The following is a 19392-nucleotide window of genomic DNA, read 5'->3' on the forward strand; positions in this document are numbered from 1 at the left end:
TATATATTAATAAATTATAATTTTATACATATTATAATCAATAGCTTTAAAGACACTTCCAATGTTTTAACAATATATATTTCTAAATTAATTAGAGATTATAAAAAACATTATTAAAATATCTAACAATTATTACTTATAAAATATAAACCATGCTTATCAACAACAGTTTCTATTAATCCACTTGCTTAATATATTTTTCAAATCCGCTTTTATCAGTATGGTTCGCAACACGCGTTGCCACGGCGTAGGATTTAATTTGCTGTCTTTCTAGGGCTTGCGCCTCCTTCAAATATCGCAAAAATGCACCATAAGTCAGATTCATAAGATCATCGTGCCTATGGCCATTCCTCACCAAATATGCAAAAGCATAAAACCAACTTGGGTTATCAGTCTCATCTCTTGAACGATTGCGCCGTTCTTCTTTTTTAAAAAATGCATCGTTCACTTGGATGATCTTTAAAACAAGCTCAGCAATCGCGCTGGTTTGCGCCATGTGCGCTTGAAATACATCTGGGCTAATATCCGTAACCAATGAGCACAAACCCATGATGTTGAGCAATTGTGGCTCAATTAACGGCGTGATTGTTTCTATTGAATAACTTTCCAAAGAGTTTTTAATCTCATTGGCATATACGGCGAATCGTTCCAAGTTCTTCACTTGGATCTGCAATATATGGATTTCATGATCAACAAAAACATGGGGCAATGATTCATTGTTCGCTAGAAAAAAGTCATTCATAGAAAGAATCCTGAAAGGTACAGGCACAAAAAAAGACGCTTATGCGCCCCTGTGCCTGTAGTTCTGTTTTACGGTGTGGTTACTTTGAAACGTTCAATGTGACCAAAAACACTGAGCTCTGCATCATTCGCTTTGCTATTGTCTGCGATCGTATCGCCTGAGATTGAGAACTTATTAAAATCCTCATTAATCAAGTCGAACTCTGTCTCTGGTGAGAACGTCAAACGATGTAGTTCTACAACAACTTTATCACCAGTGTAAGTATCAATGCCCTTAAACAAAGCTTTGTACTCGGTACCAATGTTATTGGCAATCACTGTTCGTGTTTTTGCAGCTGCGGTACCTGACCACTTTACAGCACCACTAACGGTTTCAACAAAAGTTACAGTGCCAAATACTGAATCAAGAACATACTTGCTTGCATCAATAGCAGCATCGGCACTGTCTTTAAAGGTAACACCAGTTAGATTACGCAGACCAAGGTCAATCATTGAGCCAACTGTAATTGTCCCTAATGAAACATCAGTAATCGTTTTTGAAGCAATTTCAATACTCTTACCACTCATAACAAGTGCAAGACTATCTTTATTCACTGTATCAAGCTCGCCGTCAATCTCGACACCAGTTTGCTTATATAACGTTGCATCCTTAGCGCGATAGCCATAGCGACTATCAAAATGATCAGTTTTATCTGATTTAATCTTCAATTTTAAAGATGGCATATTGCCAATTGCTAATAATGGACCTGGTACACCATTAACGTATTTTGCTAAATGCAGTTCGCCTTGTAGCGAGAGTAAATCAGGCTTCGACATTGTTTTCCCCTACCTGTTTTTTGTTTGGTTGTTTTACCTCTGCTTTGGGGATCTGCTCTTCTGAAGCTTTTTCCTCAATTGCTTTGATAATTCCATCACTTTCTAATTGAAGGATTTGCGCAATCGGCAAAGCTCCAATTGTTTCACCCTCAGCCCAACGGCCAAGAGGCTTTAATGCTTTGTATTGTTTACCTGCCATGAAAGCAGCTCCTAAATAAATCGTTTTGATTCGAAGATCGCCGTGTAATACACAAAGCTCGGCCCATATCCGTCTTTGATATCAACCAACTCTAATGGACGTACACTGCTGGCAGGCTTCCAACCTCCTAAAAGCTGAATAACTTGGTCTAGCAGTTCACCCGCTTCATCTGCTACGGCGGAAATATCATTTAGCTGTGATTGAGCGTTACGGCAAGCAACGGTAACTGCCCAATGCAAAGACAATGATGTCGCCCCGCCACGGTTAGCATCATCAGCTTTTCGAACACGTTGAAAATTGACATGCGCAGATGGCGTTACTTGAGCCATTTCAGTGACGCTCACTGAGTTCAACGGCGTGTAAATCTGCTTAAACTCAGTAATTTCCTTGAGCTTTTCAGCTATTTCAGCACGTACGGCGAAAAAATTAGCCACTTAAATGCCTCCCGATAATGTCTAAGATTTCCTCATCATCATCTTGATTAATACCTAAAAATGATCGTGGTGGGTTGGTTACTTCCTTAACCTTTCGCCAGTTACCTGCCACATTAAAAACAAGATACTGGCCAGTTTTAGGCAAAATGTGAGATCCAAAATGCATCGGGATGGCATACTCAATATTGGTTCCCCACTCAACACCATTTTCAAATGCATTGTGAGTTAAGCTATTCATGAGTAGCCCCTTATCACGCAATGTTTGGCCATTCTGTAATTTGGCTCGCCACGATTGCTTCCACGGGTTGCCATCAACATCAGACTGATCAACAAAACGCAATTGAGTAGAACTAACGCCGTAAGCTCCTATTTCGTCAAACATGGCTTTTTGGTCATAACCAATCAGGTGTTCAAACATCTTTAAAACTGGTGACTCATTTTCAGCTTTGATTGTTATCGATACCGGCATAACTACCTCACTTTAAGTCTGGCATTTGATTAAGGATGTCATCTGCAAACATGCCGCCACGGTACGTGGTACCAATTGGCATCGTTGCGGGTGCCTGTTGTGGAAGTTCCCCAGTCGGTTGCTCTTCATCATCAAGAATTGGTAAATAAGCTTTTTTATCAGCAATCCGTTTTAAATAATTAACTTCGGATTCATATCGCTTTTCTACTTCCTCTGTTGGTTGTTGAAAGTAAAGCCGGTACCGCGCAATATTGCAGGCAACTCTCTCCAATGTACTTGGGGTTTTCGGTAGAGGTAATTTATATGCAACAGCAACATAGCTATCAATTTCCTCAGATGCATCCTGAAGCGCTCTTTTGACCGCCTCAGGTTTTGATTGCATCGCTTCCAGATTTGCTATTTCTGCCGCACCAAATCTATCCTCAAGATCTTCTCTGGTCGCATACATAGATCACCTTACTTAGTTGATTCTGGCGCACCTTTCTCGGCAGTTTCATCTGCAGTGGCTTTACCAGTCTTACTTGACTTGGCCGTTGCTGCCGCCAGATCCGTTTCAAGTTTTGTGATTTTGGCCTTCAGATCCGCCACTTCGCCAAAAGCTTTCGTATTTTCTTCCGTAAGCTGCGTATTGGTTGCCTTCAGATCCGCCACTTCGCCTAAGAGCTTTTTCAAATCGCTTGGTGATTCATCTGACGGCGTTTGCTCTGGTGCTTTGTATTCTTCAATAGCCCCAGATGCTAAAAGGGCTTGAATACGTTCCGCATCAAGCCCTTTGATTTCATCACCCGGTAAGAAGTGGCCTACCGATTGTTTTGCAATATACTTTGGCATGCTGTTCCCCCTTACACAATAAAGCCTTTACCACCACAAACACCGTTCTTGTTAGAAGGCACTGTCAGAGGCGCTGATTCGGTCATTAAGAAAATACCGCTTGGATCTTCGTTATACCATTGACGATCGAAGTACTTAGCAATTAATCCATTTGCCAGCATGTTCTTAATTTTACATTGGGCAACAGAGCCATCTTCATCTGATATCGCACCGAAGTAATCATCTGGAATAAAGCGTTTTTTGCCAGATTTCAATCGATATGTAGCGTCATACACCCAAAGTTCTTTTTCATCCAAATACCCTTTGAATGATGCGCCATCCTGAACGTTCAGACCTGGTTTAAATGGAACAGAAATACCTGCATAAGGTTTAACAAAGCGTTCTTTAAACTCATCATTAGCCGATAAAGCCGCCCATACCTTGCCAGACATCAAATAGGACTTTGAAGCACCACCGTCAGCATCGAGTAAACGCTTTTCCATGGTTTCAATATCTGTTACTGGCGTTGCACCTGCTTGATTCCATGGAATAGCAGGCGTAAAGGTCAATGAAGCATCGCGCTCATAGTCAACCATATTGTACTCATAGTCATCTGACTGCAGTAAATACTTACCATTTAAGAGCAATTCGGTCGCCATTAATAAGATTGAATTATCAATAGCATCATGGTTACGTTTCATTACTGCAATTTGGGCAATAATCATCTTTTCCTGATCAGACAGTTGTTGACTACCAGATGAGATAATCCCCGCTTGTTGTAAGCGTGTAATCAATGCTTCATCGTATGAAGTTGCAGGGGTAACCATATTCTTTGGTTTGTAATAGGCAGGCTTCACAAACTCCACTTTTGCAGAACGCGAAGTATCGAAAGGCTTACCCGGTTGATGTGGCGAAACCAAAGGTGCAAGATCATGGACCACATTTAATTCTGCCATTGGCACTTCATCGCGATCAAATGAAGGACGATTAGGGAAATACTTGTCTAAAATCCAAGTGTTCATTGGCTTATAGTTGCTATGCACTAAAGCTAATTCGCCAACATCTAAGAGTTCGAGTGGCGCGCCGTTTACTGTAAATGTTTGTGGCATGATTCTTACACCTTTGATAATTCGATTTTGTTTTTGGTTGCTTTGGCACGTGCAGCGGCATATTGATTTGCCAAAAGTAAAGTGCCGCTAATTGAAACCCCTTCTACACTGAATACACCACCGTAATAGATCGGAAGTTCCACCCCTTCGGCAGCCATTTGCGTTGCTTGTGCTGCAGTAACATCCTGCCCACAGATCACATCCCAAGTGGATGCATCAGCAGCATGTGTTAATACATTTGTATTTGAGAGCGTCAGCAAATCACCTTTCTTATATGCTGTTGCTGTAGTCGGCAATGCATTAGCACGGCGAAGCTTTTCCACATCCAAAATTAATGGACGTGTTGAGCGTGTTGTGTTCGGAAAATAAGTAGTATTACTCATGAATCAATTTCCCTTATTTTGAGCCGCAAATGCTTTAGCACCTGCAGAGAATTGATGTTCTTGATTGCCATTCCCGCCGTGGCCTTGATTGCCACCATTTGCCTGATGCGTAAACAGGTGTGCCAAAGGGTTTGGCTGGGTTGACGCTGGTTGCTGCGAATGTTGGTCACCCTGACCACCTACTGAAAATTGGAGTAATTGTTTAGATGCAAAAGCAAATGTTGTGTCATCCATCGCCGTATATGCAGTTTTATCCTCTGCACTGAATTGAGTTTTCAGTTCAGTTTCAAGTGCTGCGATATCTTCAGTACGTTTAGTTGCCTTGAACTGTTTTAACTCAGTTACAGCGTTGTCACGTTCGGTTGTAAGCTTTTGATTATCAGCTTTCAGTTTTTCTAACTCGGTCACGTCTGAGTCCTCTTGCTTGTTAAATTGTTTAGGGGTGTGACTTGCCGCTACTGCAGACGTATTGTCATCAGCACCAAGCGCACAAAATGAAACTTCACGGATAACGCCGTTACGGAAAACTGTGATTGGGGCTTTTAGTGTTTTGCCGTTTACAACAACTTCACCGCGATCTACTTCTTCAATTGAACCAGGCACGATATAAACTGACATTTCCCACGGATAACCCTCGTCACTATCTTGAGCAACTTCTTGCCCATTCTTGTTAGAGAGCAAATCACCTGAAACTTTAAGACCACCTTGGTTATCTTTGGTGAAACTACGGACCACACCGGCACGGCGACCAGGATCATGATCGATCAATGCGCCTAAGGGTGTTTTCATTTGGATTGTGTCTAAGTCAAAGATCACATCTCCCCAGTAATAATGGCCTTGTATCACTTCGCCACTGTATGCAACACCAATAAAGGTTCGTTTCTTCCCTTCCTCCGTTGATTTCGATACATCAAAGGGGTTCGTCTTAAACTGATACGCTGAGATTGGCGGATCTGGCTTTTCATTTGTTCCTGCCACTTTTCTTTCTCCATAAAAAAACCGCCCATAAGGACGGCTTTAATATTCATAAAGTTAATTTAATAAGGCTCTTAGAGTGTAAATAAGCTGCCCCTTGTTGGTTTCAATTGATACCACCTCTAAAGACAGACCAATTTCAAATAACACCCCTTGACCTGCATTAAGCTTGGCTAAATCAATGCCTGCGCCATTTGCATTAATAACTTTGATCACTACATCAGATCCACTGCCAGCAACAAGCAAAGGCGAGTTAAGCGTTACTATTTGTCCTATTTGATAAGCAGCGACCTCAGTTAAAGTCGCTGCTCCCGTCACGGCGGCCGTGGAATTAGATGCAATAGACTTAATCTGAGCCATATCACCTTTAACCCAACGGCGCAGTACATCCTCAGCTAAATTAATTGGATCTTTGTTTAAAACCGCCGTGAGAGCTTCGTCATTACCGGCAACATAGTCAATGAAGGTCTTTACAGCACTCGGTCTGATTGTTGGATCTAAAGGAATTACAGTATCAACAACAGTATTGAATAGATCTCTACTTTTTCCATTCATCGGGGCTAATAAACTTCTTAACTTTTCGCTGGCTTTCCATTCAGCTTGAATTACTTGTTTCTGATTTAATAGTTCTTCTTTGCTTAAAACAGACTCCCCTATTTTTTGGTCCACCAAATCAGACAAATCACCAAATTCGGCGGGATTGGTTGACCAACCAAGATCAACGGCGACATCAGGCAAATCCTCATCTGAGGTTATGCCGTATTTAAGCGCCTGCTTCTCTGTAAGAGCTATTACAGTGCAACGACAACGGAACCCATTAGGCGGATACCAAATCAACCAGAATGGATCATCTATGTGTCGAATAATTCGATTCATAGCCAAGTGGCTTGGCCTCACTCGACTGTCATCAATCGCTGAATACATCAGATAAGGTCTAGCCGCTTTATTGCGCTGTTGTTGCTGCCATCGTCCATGTGCATAAGCTGACTGGACGTTAGTACGGAAAACGTTGTCTAAGTAAGACTCAGGCAACGCTATACCGCTATCAGCTACCAATTCTTTAAAGTCGTTAAAAGTAGATCCTTCAGCAATTGATTTATTAACTGCCTGCATCACCGTATTGATCTGCTCAAGACTTGATAGAAAGCTAACTGTGCTTGCGTATTGCCTAGTGCGCAAATCCAAGGAATAGAACTCATCAGGCAGCACTATCTTTTTTAATTGGGCATATCGCATGGCCTCAAGAAATGGGACTGGCTGCATTTTACCCTCCACTTGAAAGAACATACCCAAGCACATCACCCGCATACAGTGCCCGTTCTAAGTTCGCCGTGAACTCAGTTTTAGATGCATTGGGAATTAACTTCTGTAAATTGAATGCAAGAGCCTCTGGCGATTCACTTTGCTTTATCAATTCAACAATCTGATTCTGATTAAGTAAGTTTAATGTCCCCTGTGCATCGGTGAGCTCTTCCACTTCTTTTTGATGCGGGCTGAGCTTTCGCACATCAGCAGCAAAACTGAATGAACTATTCGGCAAAGCTCTAAACTGCTTAACTGGAAGAGCCTGAGGCGTATCTGCTACATCACCTTCCTGTAAGCCATATTCGCGCAAAAAGTATTGTGACGTTAAATTGGCACCAGCATTCTTTATCTTTTCATCTCGTCCAGCTTTATCTATGTTTAGAGACTTTTCATCACCGATAATAATCTTGTGACGGTCCCACCCGTTGATATAACAAAGTGCATCAACCAAGGCTTGCATTGTCGAGGTAATCATTCGAATATCTGCATTCACCTTATTGTTTTGCACTTCTAAATGTACTTCTCCTAATGCTCTACTGCCTCCCCCATCCGTGCTGCTTGTAAGAGTCTGACCTAAAATCACTTTTTGAATACTTCGTTCAATTTTCTTGTCAAATGATTCAAACGCCCCAGATCCATTCTGGCTATTTGAAATCGCTTCAACTGAATCCGCAGAGTTAATAGATAAAACAGACTGTGCATGAGCATTAAGCAAAGCCTTAAGCATTGCCTCAACGCCGTGGGCGGTTTTACCAACTAACAAAGGATTGCCAAACCGCTCAACATATTTCGCCCACATCTTGTGTGTGCCATTCTTGAAGAAGTGCAACCAATAAAGTCGGCTAAATAAAGCTTCGCCGTATGGATTTTCATAGCTCGGCTTACATTGTGTTAAGAAGTATTTAAGTTTCTGATCACACTCAATATCACGGCGTTGATCATTGTAGTTTTGCCCCAAGATCAAACGACCATCATTTTTAGGCTCAAACCACTGCATAGGTTTAACACCTACCCATTTCCAACCAACATAAGGCGTAATTATTGCCCCTTCAAAATGAGTTGCTGTCTGGTCGTATACAGCCTCAATAACTGAGTAACCATACCATCGAGCATTTTGTGCACCTAAAACGAGCTCAGACCACCATTTACGAAGCTCATCTGCAAGAATTTTAGATGCTGTTGAATCATTTGGTTCTAAACGGAACGGCGAGCTTTCAAGTTTATCTTGTCGCTTTTCAACACACTGATAGATTTCATCGTCATACATCAAAATGCTTAAACGATTTCGAGAAACCCCTGCCTTTCTTAGAACCTCATCAATATCAGGCATCCGAGTAAGAAACTTGATAAAAGCTTGTTCCGCTTGTTGCGTATACAAATAACCCCCAGTCGCTGATGACTGAGGGCTATTTGTTTTCTTTGATTTGTCTTTCTTTGCCATATCTTAACCGCCCATTGGAGCCTCATAGTTCTGTTTAACAGTAGCCTCTTCGATTGCATCAATCAGGGTGTCTACTTGGTCATCATGATCATGTGTCATATCCGCCGTGAATGCTTCACACTCCTCAATAAACGCAGCAACCCAAGGCTGACCAATTGGGAGCATAACCAATCGATCATTAGGTTTATTTTCATAGTCATTTTCTAAATGAACTTGAACATCCATGAAGCGAGTGAGTTTGTCAGTACCACGTTGAATGGCAATACAAGGAACACCAGCATAAGTACCAAGGTTCTGTATCAGCTGGGTACCATGGGCTTTATCTTCGACATTCATCCAGCGGATTGGCCTTGTTTCGTATGAATAAGCCTTATGCTTATCAATGAATGCTTTGGCCTGCCTGTTCATCTCAGGGGCTTCCCATTTCCCCCTTAGCAAGTCAATGATGTAGATCTTGCCGTCCACTCCCATGCCAACGAGCAAAAACACCGTGTAATCATTGTGCGTTTTAATTTTTTGCGCCGTATCGACATAGATGGCTCGCCATAGCAGTGCAGGTAACTCTTTGTAGCGCCCAAACCACTCAGTCTTAATAAGATCGCCACCAAGCTTTTTAGGACTCTGCATGTACTGACTTGCAAAGGTATAACGAGAAACAATTGCGCCGTCTTTATCCTCGCCCCCTTTTTCAAGCTGCAGTAATGATTGGAGTGATTCTTTAAGCGGCCAATAACTTTGGCGACCTAATTCATCACGTTCTGCATCCTTCGGTACCTTATCTTGTATATGCTCAGGCAATTTACTGATGTAATCATCATCGATCAACGCAGGAATGCAGATCTGTTCCCATTCTCCAGGCACATTACCAGTCATCACAAAATTGGTTGGATCTTCAACGTGCAAACGCTGCATGATCAGAATAATTGGAGTGTCAGACTTGGCCTTACGCGAGTTGACCGTGTTCAGTATCTTACGGTTGGCTTTCTTTCGTGCCGATTTACTAAATGCATCCTCAGGCTTTAAAGGGTCATCAAGAATAATGGCTCCTGTAAAGCCATCATTTGCCAAGGTACCGGCACGGCGACCTGTGACTTGCCCACCCATTGACGCAGAATAAACGTGCCCCGCATCATATCCATCTACAGTGGTTTTCCAGTTTGATTTTGAGTCCGTGCTGGTTGAGATTTTAACTGGCCACAGATTTTGAAAATCAACTGATTTGACAATGTTCCGCGCCGTTGCTGATACATCTTCAACCAATGACTGAGAAAACGACAAATACAGAAAGCGGGAACGTGCGTTACGCGCTAAGCCACGGGCAATAAGGTTTGTTAGTAGTTCGGTTTTGCCCGAACCGGGTGGAACGTTAATAACAAGGTTTTTTACCTTTCCCGATATGACTTGATCAATCTTGTCTGCAATATATTCATGGTGCCAATTGACAGAAAACTTAAAACCCATACGAGGCAAGAAGAAACGCCGCGTGAAGAACAGATGATTTTTCTCACAAAGTTGTCGCTCAATCTCAGCTGATAAAAGGCTAGTATTTACCTTCGAGTTCATCTAATACCTGCCTTACCACCTCTGGTGTTGCTACAACATGGGTTACATTCTCAGGGTTAAGAGGCTCACCACCAGCACCGGTTAATTCAGTTTTGTTTGTATATTTCCCACCAATATCTTCTGCCGCCTGTTTTAAGATGCTTAAAGCAGCCACTCGATTTCTACTATGTTTTTGGTATTGGTTTTCATATCGTTGTAACCGCACAGCCAAATTAGCAATTGGAATTGCCTCAGGCTTGCCTAAAAACATTTCACGAGTCTTTTCAAAATCAATTCTTAGTTCTTCGCTAAGATTCTCACCTGCTCGTTTTGTGGGGTCGTATTTTTCACATTGCTGCTTAGTAACTTTTACCCCGTATTCTTGGTTGACGAGTTCAGCAGTTTCAGTGGGTGTATTAAATACGGCAAGTGAGCGAACTATAAAGAGTTTTACCTCTTTTTTTAGAGCCGCCATATCCTCAATCCTGTCAACCTACGTCAACCTAAATAGCCAAAAAAAATGAGCCAATCGGCTCAACTAATAACGCATGTCCCGCAGCACTTGGTAATAGTTAAATCCGATACAAACGGCGCTTGCTTCGCTACTTCTACAAGTCGCTTAACGTTCTCGCTTGCGCCATGTCGTTTGACCACACCTATAAACTCTTCTACGTCATGTCCTGCTAAATAATGCTTTGGTAATCCAGTATTATCGCTATAGATCGTTTCGCCGTCTGCATCACGCTCTACGCCTATGTGGTACAGCTCATGCTCAATCAATGCACAAAAGTTTCTATCAGTAGTTTGTTCGCAAAAGCTTGCATCGATAGTGATTAAATAAATCGGAACAAAGCCAAACCAGTCGCGCATTTGTTGTTCTTGTCGCGCCTTACGCCACCCACCAACGTTGAACATCACTTTTTCACACTGACCAAGCACCATTTGCTTTTTAACAGTACAAGCCTGTGAAGCCCATGCAAATGCCAAAAATTCTTCATTGTCGTGCAGCAGCTCGGCTATGTGGTCATGATCCGGATTATAAAGATCAGCTTCAGCAGTGAGGTAATTAGCAATAACCCATTCTTTTAAATCTGGTGCAGGTGCCAGTCGGATAGCCTCTTCTTCCTCTGCTTTGTCTAAGAGCTCAGTCGGTGGAAATGGTCTTATCTGGTTCATTAAATTTCTGCCTCTTTAAACTTTTAAGCCACTGGTCTGCATGACTGGCATCGATTTGAGTTGGCCCAGACTCATCAATCTTATATCTGCTTGAAGATTCAATCCTTACAACGGTATAGTCCTTCTCCCAAGCCTGATCATATTTATCCAAGCTCCATGCTTTAAAAGCTAATTTACCCTTGCGACCGCCAGACCAAGGGCCGCCAGAAATCTCAACCAAGATTCTTTGCTCAATGAGGTGAAAGTCAAAACGCCAGTGTTTTGTAGAATTAAATTGGAATAATTTTTCGTACTTTATTTCAAAAATCTGTAGTGCACGTTCAAAGTCCTCAAATGCCTCAAGATATGCTTGCTTAGCCTTGGGCAACGGCGTATTGCGCGGCTTTGAATTATGCTCCCGCTTTCTTGTGAGTTCAAAATATTTAGAAGTATCCATATTTAACCCATTAAAAAACCCTCCGAAGAGGGTGATTTTCATTGTATATAATAGCTATTTCCATCTGAACTATTAAAAATCCAGTCTAACGTAGGGTAAATAATTTCACCCTTTATCAAAATATATTCAACTTGTGGACTTTTCACTTTCCCAGACTGAAGTAAAATTGCTTCCGAATAATTTGCCTGAGCTTTTTTTTCACTACCTTGATAATCAACAACTGTAATATCTTTTAGCATTAATATGCTCCAGTTTAATTGATCATATTATGCCTAATAGGCCATCTTTACAAACAATAAATATTTTGATTACAAGTTAATCCCTTACAGATTTCTATAACTTTTTATCGTCACTTCTGAATGAAATTTTACTTTATCTTACTAAGAATATCTTCAACACGGCACGTCACTTCATCTGCATTCAAATCTTGGCAAATCCAAAAACTGTAAACTCTATCGTTTTTTACATAGATCTGCTTAAAGTAAGCTGATGACTTATTACTTTCGATCTCTCCAGCTTTAATTTTTTTTTTGTTTAAATCTACTCTCTTTCCGTCTAAATCACCACCAATACATAATTTCAATATCATCACCATTCACATTGAAGCATCACTATATGATATATGCTTCTAATTCATTGGGTCTTACCTAGACCTGGACTTCTCTCAATCAACTTATGTATTCAAATGAAGTCTTTCACATCAAAATACACTACTCGATTATGTTTGTAACATCTGCTCAGTTTTTTCAAGCATCTGATTGAACCATTCAATTGACAGTGATCTATTCATCTTTTGGAACTGATTAAATTCAATATGATGGTTCCTACATAGAGGAATGGATAAAGATTCACCTAACTTAATAGTTACTCCTTTCAAATAAGCTGAATGATTACTGTCTGTTGAGCTAACTGGCAAATTGCCACATACCACACAAGGGAGCTTTCTTATGCCACTTAACATTTGTTGTGAGTACATTTTGATTAACCTCACTTTGATGACTTATCACAAGGCATTAAAAAAATATGACTTCTAACCAAACTAAATATTCTTCATTTGTCTGTAACGCTTATAGAGACCAAGAATTTGTTTTCTAGCTTTGATTTCATTTTCACTAAATGGGAGATACAACATTACTTGATCAATAGTTAGAGAATTATTCTCTATGAGGTATGAATCTTGATCATTCGACCAATTGGATTCATTCATCTTCAAATCTTTTTGCTTTCTTCTCATCAATTGCAAACACTTTTGAATAATACTCAATAAATATCACATTTATGCAATTAAATTAATTGAAATATGATATTTGTGATCTTTATGTACCTGCCCTTGAAATTCTCAGGAGCTGATAGTGGTTTTTAAACATTAGCAATCAACAACTAATATTTATTTGATTTTATTTAAGAAACATTTCAGAGATATATTTTTTATTTCATCTACATATCCCTACAAATACCTCTTAAAGCTACCGTAGTGTAAGTAAAATAACAGCGTACTATGGGCTCTCCATAACGAAACAAAGAAGATTAAAATGTCAGGTTTCAAAAGTTTTTCGCAAAATACAACAAGCCATGCAAATGTTACTAAAGCTCAGGTAAATGAGCATTCTGAAGTAATCCCTCCAGCAGAAACTGAAACATCACCGAAGCCAGCTTCTGAAAATGATCAATCTGCAAACAATGAGCAACCAGATCCGAATAACAAATAATTTCTTATTAGCCGAATCTTAGAGCATGATTTAAGACTCCGTTACTATAAAGAATAAATTAGTGCACTGATTTATTTTACTAATAATTACATTTATCCCTTTGATTGATATAGTTGTTTGAGAAATTTCAACTAGCCAATAACTAAGGATGATATAAAAAAGCCTCTCAGATCTGAGGGGCTTTTTAAATTATAAAAAGTAATATTTAGATAATTTAACACAATAAAAAAGCCCACCAATAATGGTATTGGCGGGCTTTTAAGTGCCGATACACCGGCTATTTCAATACTTTTTTAAAATTAAGGCACAGCAAACAAGTACCATTCATCTCTATGATCACCAGTATGGTTCAAAGTGGCATATACCTGATGACTACCCGATTCGCTTTTTGCAACGCCAGATTTTAAGTAATATCCTCTTCCATAAAAACTATCGTCTCCTACAGTTATATAATGGCTTATCGGAGCAGGTGGACCACCATCATGCAATACAGGTATAGGCATTATGTCAAATTGGGTTCGTTTCTTTCTATCATCATGCCATTCTGACTCCCCATAAATCGTGTAATCCCCCTGATCTCTATCCGCCCCACGGAATAAATAAAATTCTTCTCCAGGAGCACGTTCGTTTTTAAAGTAATAACCTTCAGGTGCTTGGCTAATTTGCCAAATACAAGTACTGTCTCTCATCCATTTTTCATAGTCATCTGTTTCATATGCAACAGCTATTGTATCGCCAACTGAATCCAAACCACTCCCAAGGCTTAAGAATCCAAAGTAAGCTCGATTAATAATTACACACATTCCATCGTGATTATTAATGACTTCTTCAAGTGAAAGTGTTAAATGTGGAAAGCACTTAGACATAATATTTCCTTTTTTATATATTTTTAAAATGATTTATGAATTTTGCTATTTTATAGCAAATCCAATATATCAAGAAAATAATCTATTAAAAATACTTTATTTTTATCTTTGTAAATATGAATCAACCAGCAATCTAATATTTTAAGAATAAGCCATATGAAAATATATTTTTATAAAAAAAGCCCAACTTTCGATGAGCTTTTACACAGTAATCACTTATGTGATATTTAAGAATCTGCATTTGCAAACGTACTTCAATAAGAACTTCTTAATCACTTGTGTGATATACAGTGAATTACTATAACTTCTTCCACTATAACAGAAATATAGCATTCGTCGGTATACCAGTCAATAGTCCTCAAATTTTCAACCGATTATCTCTTGAGTGAAGGAAAAAACGCCCACAATTAATCATCATATGTGCAATCGGCTTGCTCTGATTGGTTAGAGTAGCAACACCACTTAATGATCTGTTCTCGACCTTATGTTTGATTAAACACATTACTGCATACTTGGCTTGATAATCTACTGAATCAGACTTAAAAATACTTCGCAATAAAGCCTGCACTTGATCTGCTTCATAATCGTTGATCTCACAACGAATATAAGACTTGCTTTTTGGTAAATCCTTGCCCGCTTCACGCATCAACCAGTAGATTTGATTGATATGCAAACCATCTGGTAAATCACCTCCCTTCATGCGCACAGTTTCACACCAAGCGCCGAACTGCTCTAACCATCCGTCAATTGTGTACTTAGACCAGTCCATGGTTTTATTTGTAGTGATTGCATTCATTGTTCATACCTCTTTAATATCAATGCCGTGAACCGTTTTCATTAAGTGTTTTTTAGTGCGATAGCTTGGTAAATTTCTAGTTGCTACTGACTTCACATCTTCAACTATGTATTTATCTGCTATGTAGTATGTGAAATCAACAAAATAACGTAATGCTGGCTTTGCCCGTTTCTCACCTTCCAATTTCGTTTTAGGTGCCAGTTCAAATTTAGTGTGATGCTCTAGACTGGTAATCTCCCCACGTTGCTGCAAGGCTTTAAGCTCGATGTACCGCTTGTGTTCTTTCTTGCTATCAAACGTCATTCCATCCAGTTCCACCTTTTGGGCATTGAATTTGTTGCGTTTAGCGGCCTTAGGCTTTTCACATTGCTTAAGAATTTCACGGCGGTACTGATCGATGCTCATTGTATTCATGCAGTTTTCACCCATACTAAGCACTCAAGACGCTTAGAAAAGTACACACTTACGCCGTGTCGTTTGCGAAGCTTGCGTGCACGTTTGCGTGAAATTGGACGTTCTTTTGCCCACTGGTGATAAACACGCTTCCCATCTACAGTGCCAAAACCGCAAAGCAAGCAGGTAATGTCATATCCGTGTTTGCATTTTTGATTGTCAATTCTGTGGCCTGCTGCGATTTCTTCTTGGGTGGCGTGTCTAAAGTTGGACTCATGCGAAAATGAATATTCGTTTTTACTCCAATAAGCCCGAATAAACTCATCGTTGTATGCTTGAATCTTCATAACCCTGTTTTGACTGCTGTTCTTTAAAACTACTGATTCCCCGACCTTAAACATGCTCACCTCATTCTTATTGATCGCATTAGTCATTTTTTAATTCCTTTAATCTGGCCTAGCTGATTGCCAATCTCACGCAAGTAGCTCTTTGTTGTGCTTTCCAGATGATTCTCTGAAATGCAAAAGCGATTCATAACCACTTTGAAAAACTCATAAGCTTCTTGTGCATGTTTGAGTGTTTCTTCTAATTCCGCTTTGGTTGCCGATACATCTTCTGATTGACCTAACTTGTATGCCTCATCAATGGCCCAATTTGAATGCCTTGCCAATTCTTCCTGTTGATCTGCAACACTAGATTTAAGTTGATTGATCGCGTTCATTGGCTTTGCTCCCACTTTTCGAAATGAAAAACGATCTGGCTTGTTGTCTCTTGAACTTGACCAAACATTAAAGCTAGACGGTAATTAGCCACGTAATCACGTAACTTTCGATTTGAATCTTCAAGCTGCTTACGCCAAAACTCCAAAGTAAATGAGTGTTTATTCTTGTTGCAAATAGCACAGGCAGGCATAAGGTTCTCAATCACATCATGTTCAGGGTTCATGCAGGTGCCATCACCATTTCTACGAATTGGAATCAAATGATCAGCCTGCCATTTCTCTCCAAGCAACTCGCCGCAATAAGAGCACTTGCCACCAAACTTCATTTTTATATCTGCTCTTTGAGCTTTGGTTAATTTCATCGCCCTTCTCCGTCATGTCTGCTCAAATCAGCAAGATTTAATATTTCTGTTTTAAGTTGATGTTCTGTGTTGTAGTGAAATGCGTTGATCACTTGGCGAACAACGATTTTTTCGTAGTGTGGACGGCGTTTAATGTTGGCCAACATCACTAAAAAGAAACGAATGTCGGAATTTGTGAGGGTTATCTTCATAGGCCACCCCCCACACGATTATCAGCCCAGTTGCATTCCACAATCGTTAGGCCATCATGTTGAAAGCGAGACCACAAGCGATCACCCAAGCTTTCTTTCAATTGAGCTTCTGTCCAGTTTGAAATAAGCAAAGTTGGTTTTTTAGCGTCATAACGTGCATATAAAACTTTGTGGACCAACTGCAGTCGGCTTTCGTGCTGATCATGCAGACCATATTCATCAATGATTAAAAGATCATAATCAGTGAACCTCCATACGGCTCTTGCTTCACTGTCGTCTGCCTTTGTCCAAGCATTTGCTATATCGTTTGCCATGTCTTCAGATGTCGTATAACGAACATAGCTACGTTGATCTAAAACGTTGCGAGCAATCGCACATGACAAATGAGTTTTACCCGTCCCTGTACGACCAACCATAATCAGGTTGCGCTTGACTCCGGCATTGAAATCTTTTGCAAATGCATGGCATTGAGCTTTGGCATTTTTCTGTCCATCGTTGCTAACCGAATAATTCTTAAATCCACTTTCAGCGTGGCGAACAGGAAGCATTGCACCTACGAAGTGTTTTTCACGAACCATTTGGTTTACAGACTGGAAATGCTCTTTTTGAGCGCGATCATAAGCAGCCGATGCACATGTTTTACAGAAATCACGCCCACCAACACTAATCATTCGCTCTTTGTGTTTTTCACAAAAGCGATCAGAATTTGTGATTTTTTTAATTAATTGATTTGCAAACGCATTCATACCATGCCTCCTAGATCAATATCATCAGAAGCAGGCGCATATTGTTTTACATTGCCCCATGCGTCGTTGACATTTCGATGGTTGTTTGATGATGGTGTGCTTGAGTGGGATTCATGTTTTGGTTGAAATACACCTTGATAATTCCCAATGATTGAGTTTTCCAGAGATTGATTTGCCAAAGCTCCAAATGACTCAAGTTTTTTAAGAATTAGATTTACGGCGTTTTCAGTGAGTGGTTTTTTAATCCCAACTCGCATATCAACAAATTGGTTCCATAGATTACGGTCTACCGAATTTGGCAATTCAATCGTTTTTGCATCGTAAGAATTCTGCTTCTGTTTTTTAAGTTTTTCAGGAACACTTTTGGTTTCTACGCGTGTATTAATATTTGTTTTTATATTAGTTGTTTTATAGTTGTTATTGTGGGTCGATATTTTAGAGTGCACGCTATCTAAAATATCGACTGTGCTCTCTAAAGATTCGACTGCAGAATCAGATTTGCTATCTATATTTTCGCCTGCGATTTTTTCGCTATCTAAAATATCGACTGCAAAAATACTGTCAGTTAGGTCGTATTTTGCTGGCTGATTTGCAAATGATGTTCTGACAATAATCCCTAGATCGACTAACTTTTCACAGCCTTTTAGAACAGAATCCTTGTTATACCCAGTACCATCGACAAGCTGAGAAACACTAATACTATCGGTTGATTTATTCCACCCACGTGTTTTCCGGGCGATATACAAATAACAAGCCAATGCAGGCCCTTTCATTAGCGCCATATAACCCTTATCAATCAGGTCATTAGGAAGCATAAATGCATTAGAGATAAAATTACTCATGCAACTCGCCTCCTAACTTTACCAAACCACGGTATGCAAGCTGACGAATAATTCTTGGCGGAATAAACTCGTTGTTGATCTTGTATCGTGTACGTGACTTCTCTTTTACTTGAATCAACAAATGCCCATCTTCCATAAGACGGCGAACTCTTATAGCTTGCCCCCCCATATGCGTAGTTTCTTCAAGCATGTAAAATTTTTCTTGAGCCTCAATCGCAGTATTCATGACAGACAAAGGCATAGCAGCAAGTTCTTTCGCCGTGAATATTTTTACTGGCTGCTCAAGAGCTATCGTTGTTTCAATAGGTGCTGATGAAACAGTGATGTCCTGTTTTTTTTGTTTAAGTTTTTTCATGCCTCACTATCCTTTGGCTTAACATAGCCACCAAATGATTGAACACAATCAGCCTTAACCAAGCTTGTTACTACTTGCTGCGCTAGCCATTGTGTAATTCTGAATTGACGCGCCATGGACTGCACAAGCTCTTCTTTTGAGACGGCAGCATTGTTTTCGTCATAGCCTTTACTTCGTAAACTTTGCTTCTTCATCTCAAAAATATGACCAAGTAAATGCAAAGCAGGCTCATAAAATGATTGAATTTCGCTCTGTTGACGAGAATCCTTCATTTGCTGTGTGAAACTGGTCATACAGCCCCCTGAATCAAACGTTTTTTCGCTTCTCGTTCAGCCTTGGTTGCTAATCGAATCTCTGTACTGGCTACCGTTACAATTCGCCCTTCTGTTAAAATTTTGATCCCGCTTGCCTTAACTTTTAAAACGATAAAAATTTCATCCGTATCGATAGTACGGTCCACTAACTCAAGGGATGTTTTAATCACTACGGCGTTACCAGGGCGAAACCCAATGCTCTTGTCCGCCGTTTCTTGATTTGATATATTTGTCATGTTCTTGATCTCATCGGTTAATGAA

31 protein-coding genes are annotated in these 19392 nt (G+C 40.1%); 1 reads left to right on the forward strand and 30 read right to left on the reverse strand.

Features of this window, described 5'->3' with window-relative positions; translation table 11 throughout:
* Nucleotides 1-175: 175 nt before the first annotated feature.
* From F895_RS06165 to F895_RS06080, 18 genes are all read right to left on the reverse strand, one after another.
* Nucleotides 176-742: a hypothetical protein gene (locus F895_RS06165; RefSeq protein WP_005242543.1), complete on the reverse strand. Its 567-nt coding sequence runs from the start codon at nt 740-742 to the stop codon at nt 176-178.
* 68 nt (nt 743-810) lie between these two features.
* Complete coding sequence (locus F895_RS06160; RefSeq protein WP_005242544.1) at nt 811-1557, reverse strand: phage tail tube protein; 747 nt, start codon at nt 1555-1557, stop codon at nt 811-813.
* On the reverse strand, nt 1544-1756 hold the full coding sequence (locus tag F895_RS06155) for a hypothetical protein (protein WP_005242546.1): 213 nt from the start codon (nt 1754-1756) through the stop codon (nt 1544-1546). Before F895_RS06155 ends, F895_RS06160 begins: the two co-directional genes overlap by 14 nt.
* Before the next feature lie 11 nt (nt 1757-1767).
* A complete protein-coding gene (locus F895_RS06150; RefSeq protein ID WP_005242548.1) occupies nt 1768-2190 on the reverse strand; it encodes a phage tail terminator protein in 423 nt (140 codons plus the stop codon).
* The gene (locus F895_RS06145) at nt 2183-2659 is read right to left on the reverse strand and encodes a phage virion morphogenesis protein (protein WP_005242550.1); all 477 of its coding nucleotides are present in this window, start codon (nt 2657-2659) and stop codon (nt 2183-2185) included. Before F895_RS06145 ends, F895_RS06150 begins: the two co-directional genes overlap by 8 nt.
* Before the next feature lie 7 nt (nt 2660-2666).
* Entirely contained in the window at nt 2667-3107 is a 441-nt protein-coding gene (locus tag F895_RS06140; RefSeq protein WP_005242552.1) for a gp436 family protein, read from the reverse strand.
* Between the two features lie 8 nt (nt 3108-3115).
* On the reverse strand, nt 3116-3490 hold the full coding sequence (locus F895_RS06135) for a hypothetical protein (protein WP_005242554.1): 375 nt from the start codon (nt 3488-3490) through the stop codon (nt 3116-3118).
* Between the two features lie 11 nt (nt 3491-3501).
* On the reverse strand, nt 3502-4578 hold the full coding sequence (locus F895_RS06130) for a major capsid protein (RefSeq protein WP_005242555.1): 1077 nt from the start codon (nt 4576-4578) through the stop codon (nt 3502-3504).
* 5 nt (nt 4579-4583) lie between these two features.
* Nucleotides 4584-4961: a hypothetical protein gene (locus tag F895_RS06125; RefSeq protein ID WP_005242557.1), complete on the reverse strand. Its 378-nt coding sequence runs from the start codon at nt 4959-4961 to the stop codon at nt 4584-4586.
* 3 nt (nt 4962-4964) lie between these two features.
* Nucleotides 4965-5939 (reverse strand): hypothetical protein, encoded by a 975-nt coding sequence (locus F895_RS06120; RefSeq protein WP_005242564.1) that lies wholly within the window; start codon nt 5937-5939, stop codon nt 4965-4967.
* A 54-nt stretch (nt 5940-5993) separates the two neighbouring features.
* Nucleotides 5994-7199 (reverse strand): phage head morphogenesis protein, encoded by a 1206-nt coding sequence (locus tag F895_RS06115; RefSeq protein WP_005242566.1) that lies wholly within the window; start codon nt 7197-7199, stop codon nt 5994-5996.
* A 1-nt stretch (nt 7200) separates the two neighbouring features.
* Nucleotides 7201-8682 (reverse strand): phage portal protein family protein, encoded by a 1482-nt coding sequence (locus F895_RS06110; RefSeq protein ID WP_005242568.1) that lies wholly within the window; start codon nt 8680-8682, stop codon nt 7201-7203.
* A gap of 3 nt (nt 8683-8685) precedes the next feature.
* Nucleotides 8686-10245, reverse strand: coding sequence for a phage terminase large subunit (terL, locus tag F895_RS06105; RefSeq protein ID WP_005242570.1), 1560 nt, complete (start codon nt 10243-10245; stop codon nt 8686-8688).
* A complete protein-coding gene (locus tag F895_RS06100; RefSeq protein WP_005242572.1) occupies nt 10223-10699 on the reverse strand; it encodes a DUF2280 domain-containing protein in 477 nt (158 codons plus the stop codon). Before F895_RS06100 ends, terL begins: the two co-directional genes overlap by 23 nt.
* Before the next feature lie 59 nt (nt 10700-10758).
* Complete coding sequence (locus tag F895_RS06095) at nt 10759-11400, reverse strand: putative metallopeptidase (RefSeq protein WP_005242574.1); 642 nt, start codon at nt 11398-11400, stop codon at nt 10759-10761.
* Nucleotides 11369-11836, reverse strand: a complete 468-nt coding sequence (locus F895_RS06090) for a hypothetical protein (RefSeq protein WP_010589725.1) — start codon at nt 11834-11836, stop codon at nt 11369-11371. Before F895_RS06090 ends, F895_RS06095 begins: the two co-directional genes overlap by 32 nt.
* A 38-nt stretch (nt 11837-11874) precedes the next feature.
* Nucleotides 11875-12075 (reverse strand): hypothetical protein, encoded by a 201-nt coding sequence (locus tag F895_RS06085; protein WP_005242578.1) that lies wholly within the window; start codon nt 12073-12075, stop codon nt 11875-11877.
* A gap of 128 nt (nt 12076-12203) precedes the next feature.
* Nucleotides 12204-12425 (reverse strand): hypothetical protein, encoded by a 222-nt coding sequence (locus F895_RS06080; protein WP_032865322.1) that lies wholly within the window; start codon nt 12423-12425, stop codon nt 12204-12206.
* A gap of 943 nt (nt 12426-13368) precedes the next feature.
* Here F895_RS06080 and F895_RS20090 point away from each other — a divergent pair.
* Nucleotides 13369-13545, forward strand: coding sequence for a hypothetical protein (locus F895_RS20090; RefSeq protein WP_005242581.1), 177 nt, complete (start codon nt 13369-13371; stop codon nt 13543-13545).
* A 299-nt stretch (nt 13546-13844) separates the two neighbouring features.
* On the opposite strand, the gene F895_RS06075 is transcribed toward F895_RS20090, so the two are convergent.
* The 12 genes from F895_RS06075 to F895_RS06020 all read right to left on the reverse strand — a co-directional run bounded on the left by F895_RS06075 (nt 13845) and on the right by F895_RS06020 (nt 19367).
* Nucleotides 13845-14411, reverse strand: a complete 567-nt coding sequence (locus tag F895_RS06075) for a hypothetical protein (RefSeq protein ID WP_005242582.1) — start codon at nt 14409-14411, stop codon at nt 13845-13847.
* Nucleotides 14412-14769: 358 nt separating this feature from the next.
* Nucleotides 14770-15207, reverse strand: a complete 438-nt coding sequence (locus F895_RS06070) for a hypothetical protein (RefSeq protein WP_005242583.1) — start codon at nt 15205-15207, stop codon at nt 14770-14772.
* A 3-nt stretch (nt 15208-15210) separates the two neighbouring features.
* Nucleotides 15211-15621 (reverse strand): DUF1064 domain-containing protein, encoded by a 411-nt coding sequence (locus F895_RS06065; protein ID WP_010589728.1) that lies wholly within the window; start codon nt 15619-15621, stop codon nt 15211-15213.
* On the reverse strand, nt 15618-16034 hold the full coding sequence (locus tag F895_RS06060; RefSeq protein WP_005242587.1) for a hypothetical protein: 417 nt from the start codon (nt 16032-16034) through the stop codon (nt 15618-15620). The genes F895_RS06065 and F895_RS06060 overlap by 4 nt, the downstream gene beginning before the upstream one ends.
* Entirely contained in the window at nt 16031-16321 is a 291-nt protein-coding gene (locus F895_RS06055; protein ID WP_005242589.1) for a hypothetical protein, read from the reverse strand. Before F895_RS06055 ends, F895_RS06060 begins: the two co-directional genes overlap by 4 nt.
* Nucleotides 16318-16683: an HNH endonuclease gene (locus F895_RS06050; protein ID WP_005242591.1), complete on the reverse strand. Its 366-nt coding sequence runs from the start codon at nt 16681-16683 to the stop codon at nt 16318-16320. The genes F895_RS06055 and F895_RS06050 overlap by 4 nt, the downstream gene beginning before the upstream one ends.
* Nucleotides 16680-16874 (reverse strand): hypothetical protein, encoded by a 195-nt coding sequence (locus F895_RS06045; protein WP_005242599.1) that lies wholly within the window; start codon nt 16872-16874, stop codon nt 16680-16682. The genes F895_RS06050 and F895_RS06045 overlap by 4 nt, the downstream gene beginning before the upstream one ends.
* On the reverse strand, nt 16871-17620 hold the full coding sequence (locus F895_RS06040) for an ATP-binding protein (protein WP_005242601.1): 750 nt from the start codon (nt 17618-17620) through the stop codon (nt 16871-16873). The genes F895_RS06045 and F895_RS06040 overlap by 4 nt, the downstream gene beginning before the upstream one ends.
* Nucleotides 17617-18462, reverse strand: a complete 846-nt coding sequence (locus F895_RS06035) for a replication protein (protein ID WP_005242603.1) — start codon at nt 18460-18462, stop codon at nt 17617-17619. The genes F895_RS06040 and F895_RS06035 overlap by 4 nt, the downstream gene beginning before the upstream one ends.
* Entirely contained in the window at nt 18455-18817 is a 363-nt protein-coding gene (locus tag F895_RS06030; protein ID WP_005242605.1) for a hypothetical protein, read from the reverse strand. Before F895_RS06030 ends, F895_RS06035 begins: the two co-directional genes overlap by 8 nt.
* Nucleotides 18814-19110, reverse strand: coding sequence for a hypothetical protein (locus F895_RS06025; protein ID WP_005242607.1), 297 nt, complete (start codon nt 19108-19110; stop codon nt 18814-18816). The genes F895_RS06030 and F895_RS06025 overlap by 4 nt, the downstream gene beginning before the upstream one ends.
* Nucleotides 19107-19367, reverse strand: a complete 261-nt coding sequence (locus F895_RS06020; protein ID WP_005242609.1) for a hypothetical protein — start codon at nt 19365-19367, stop codon at nt 19107-19109. The genes F895_RS06025 and F895_RS06020 overlap by 4 nt, the downstream gene beginning before the upstream one ends.
* Nucleotides 19368-19392: the final 25 nt, after the last annotated feature.

Source organism: Acinetobacter sp. CIP 64.2, assembly GCF_000369645.1.
In the GTDB taxonomy this organism is placed as follows: domain Bacteria; phylum Pseudomonadota; class Gammaproteobacteria; order Pseudomonadales; family Moraxellaceae; genus Acinetobacter.

Coding starts and splice junctions, on each gene's coding strand:
- F895_RS06165 (WP_005242543.1), bottom strand. CDS start 742: ATGAATGACTTTTTTCTAGCGAACAATGAATCATTGCCCCATGTTTTT.
- F895_RS06160 (WP_005242544.1), bottom strand. CDS start 1,557: ATGTCGAAGCCTGATTTACTCTCGCTACAAGGCGAACTGCATTTAGCA.
- F895_RS06155 (WP_005242546.1), bottom strand. CDS start 1,756: ATGGCAGGTAAACAATACAAAGCATTAAAGCCTCTTGGCCGTTGGGCT.
- F895_RS06145 (WP_005242550.1), bottom strand. CDS start 2,659: ATGCCGGTATCGATAACAATCAAAGCTGAAAATGAGTCACCAGTTTTA.
- F895_RS06140 (WP_005242552.1), bottom strand. CDS start 3,107: ATGTATGCGACCAGAGAAGATCTTGAGGATAGATTTGGTGCGGCAGAA.
- F895_RS06135 (WP_005242554.1), bottom strand. CDS start 3,490: ATGCCAAAGTATATTGCAAAACAATCGGTAGGCCACTTCTTACCGGGT.
- F895_RS06130 (WP_005242555.1), bottom strand. CDS start 4,578: ATGCCACAAACATTTACAGTAAACGGCGCGCCACTCGAACTCTTAGAT.
- F895_RS06125 (WP_005242557.1), bottom strand. CDS start 4,961: ATGAGTAATACTACTTATTTTCCGAACACAACACGCTCAACACGTCCA.
- F895_RS06115 (WP_005242566.1), bottom strand. CDS start 7,199: ATGCAGCCAGTCCCATTTCTTGAGGCCATGCGATATGCCCAATTAAAA.
- F895_RS06110 (WP_005242568.1), bottom strand. CDS start 8,682: ATGGCAAAGAAAGACAAATCAAAGAAAACAAATAGCCCTCAGTCATCA.
- terL (WP_005242570.1), bottom strand. CDS start 10,245: ATGAACTCGAAGGTAAATACTAGCCTTTTATCAGCTGAGATTGAGCGA.
- F895_RS06100 (WP_005242572.1), bottom strand. CDS start 10,699: ATGGCGGCTCTAAAAAAAGAGGTAAAACTCTTTATAGTTCGCTCACTT.
- F895_RS06095 (WP_005242574.1), bottom strand. CDS start 11,400: ATGAACCAGATAAGACCATTTCCACCGACTGAGCTCTTAGACAAAGCA.
- F895_RS06090 (WP_010589725.1), bottom strand. CDS start 11,836: ATGGATACTTCTAAATATTTTGAACTCACAAGAAAGCGGGAGCATAAT.
- F895_RS06085 (WP_005242578.1), bottom strand. CDS start 12,075: ATGCTAAAAGATATTACAGTTGTTGATTATCAAGGTAGTGAAAAAAAA.
- F895_RS06080 (WP_032865322.1), bottom strand. CDS start 12,425: ATGATATTGAAATTATGTATTGGTGGTGATTTAGACGGAAAGAGAGTA.
- F895_RS20090 (WP_005242581.1), top strand. CDS start 13,369: ATGTCAGGTTTCAAAAGTTTTTCGCAAAATACAACAAGCCATGCAAAT.
- F895_RS06075 (WP_005242582.1), bottom strand. CDS start 14,411: ATGTCTAAGTGCTTTCCACATTTAACACTTTCACTTGAAGAAGTCATT.
- F895_RS06070 (WP_005242583.1), bottom strand. CDS start 15,207: ATGAATGCAATCACTACAAATAAAACCATGGACTGGTCTAAGTACACA.
- F895_RS06065 (WP_010589728.1), bottom strand. CDS start 15,621: ATGAATACAATGAGCATCGATCAGTACCGCCGTGAAATTCTTAAGCAA.
- F895_RS06060 (WP_005242587.1), bottom strand. CDS start 16,034: ATGACTAATGCGATCAATAAGAATGAGGTGAGCATGTTTAAGGTCGGG.
- F895_RS06055 (WP_005242589.1), bottom strand. CDS start 16,321: ATGAACGCGATCAATCAACTTAAATCTAGTGTTGCAGATCAACAGGAA.
- F895_RS06050 (WP_005242591.1), bottom strand. CDS start 16,683: ATGAAATTAACCAAAGCTCAAAGAGCAGATATAAAAATGAAGTTTGGT.
- F895_RS06045 (WP_005242599.1), bottom strand. CDS start 16,874: ATGAAGATAACCCTCACAAATTCCGACATTCGTTTCTTTTTAGTGATG.
- F895_RS06040 (WP_005242601.1), bottom strand. CDS start 17,620: ATGAATGCGTTTGCAAATCAATTAATTAAAAAAATCACAAATTCTGAT.
- F895_RS06035 (WP_005242603.1), bottom strand. CDS start 18,462: ATGAGTAATTTTATCTCTAATGCATTTATGCTTCCTAATGACCTGATT.
- F895_RS06030 (WP_005242605.1), bottom strand. CDS start 18,817: ATGAAAAAACTTAAACAAAAAAAACAGGACATCACTGTTTCATCAGCA.
- F895_RS06025 (WP_005242607.1), bottom strand. CDS start 19,110: ATGACCAGTTTCACACAGCAAATGAAGGATTCTCGTCAACAGAGCGAA.
- F895_RS06020 (WP_005242609.1), bottom strand. CDS start 19,367: ATGACAAATATATCAAATCAAGAAACGGCGGACAAGAGCATTGGGTTT.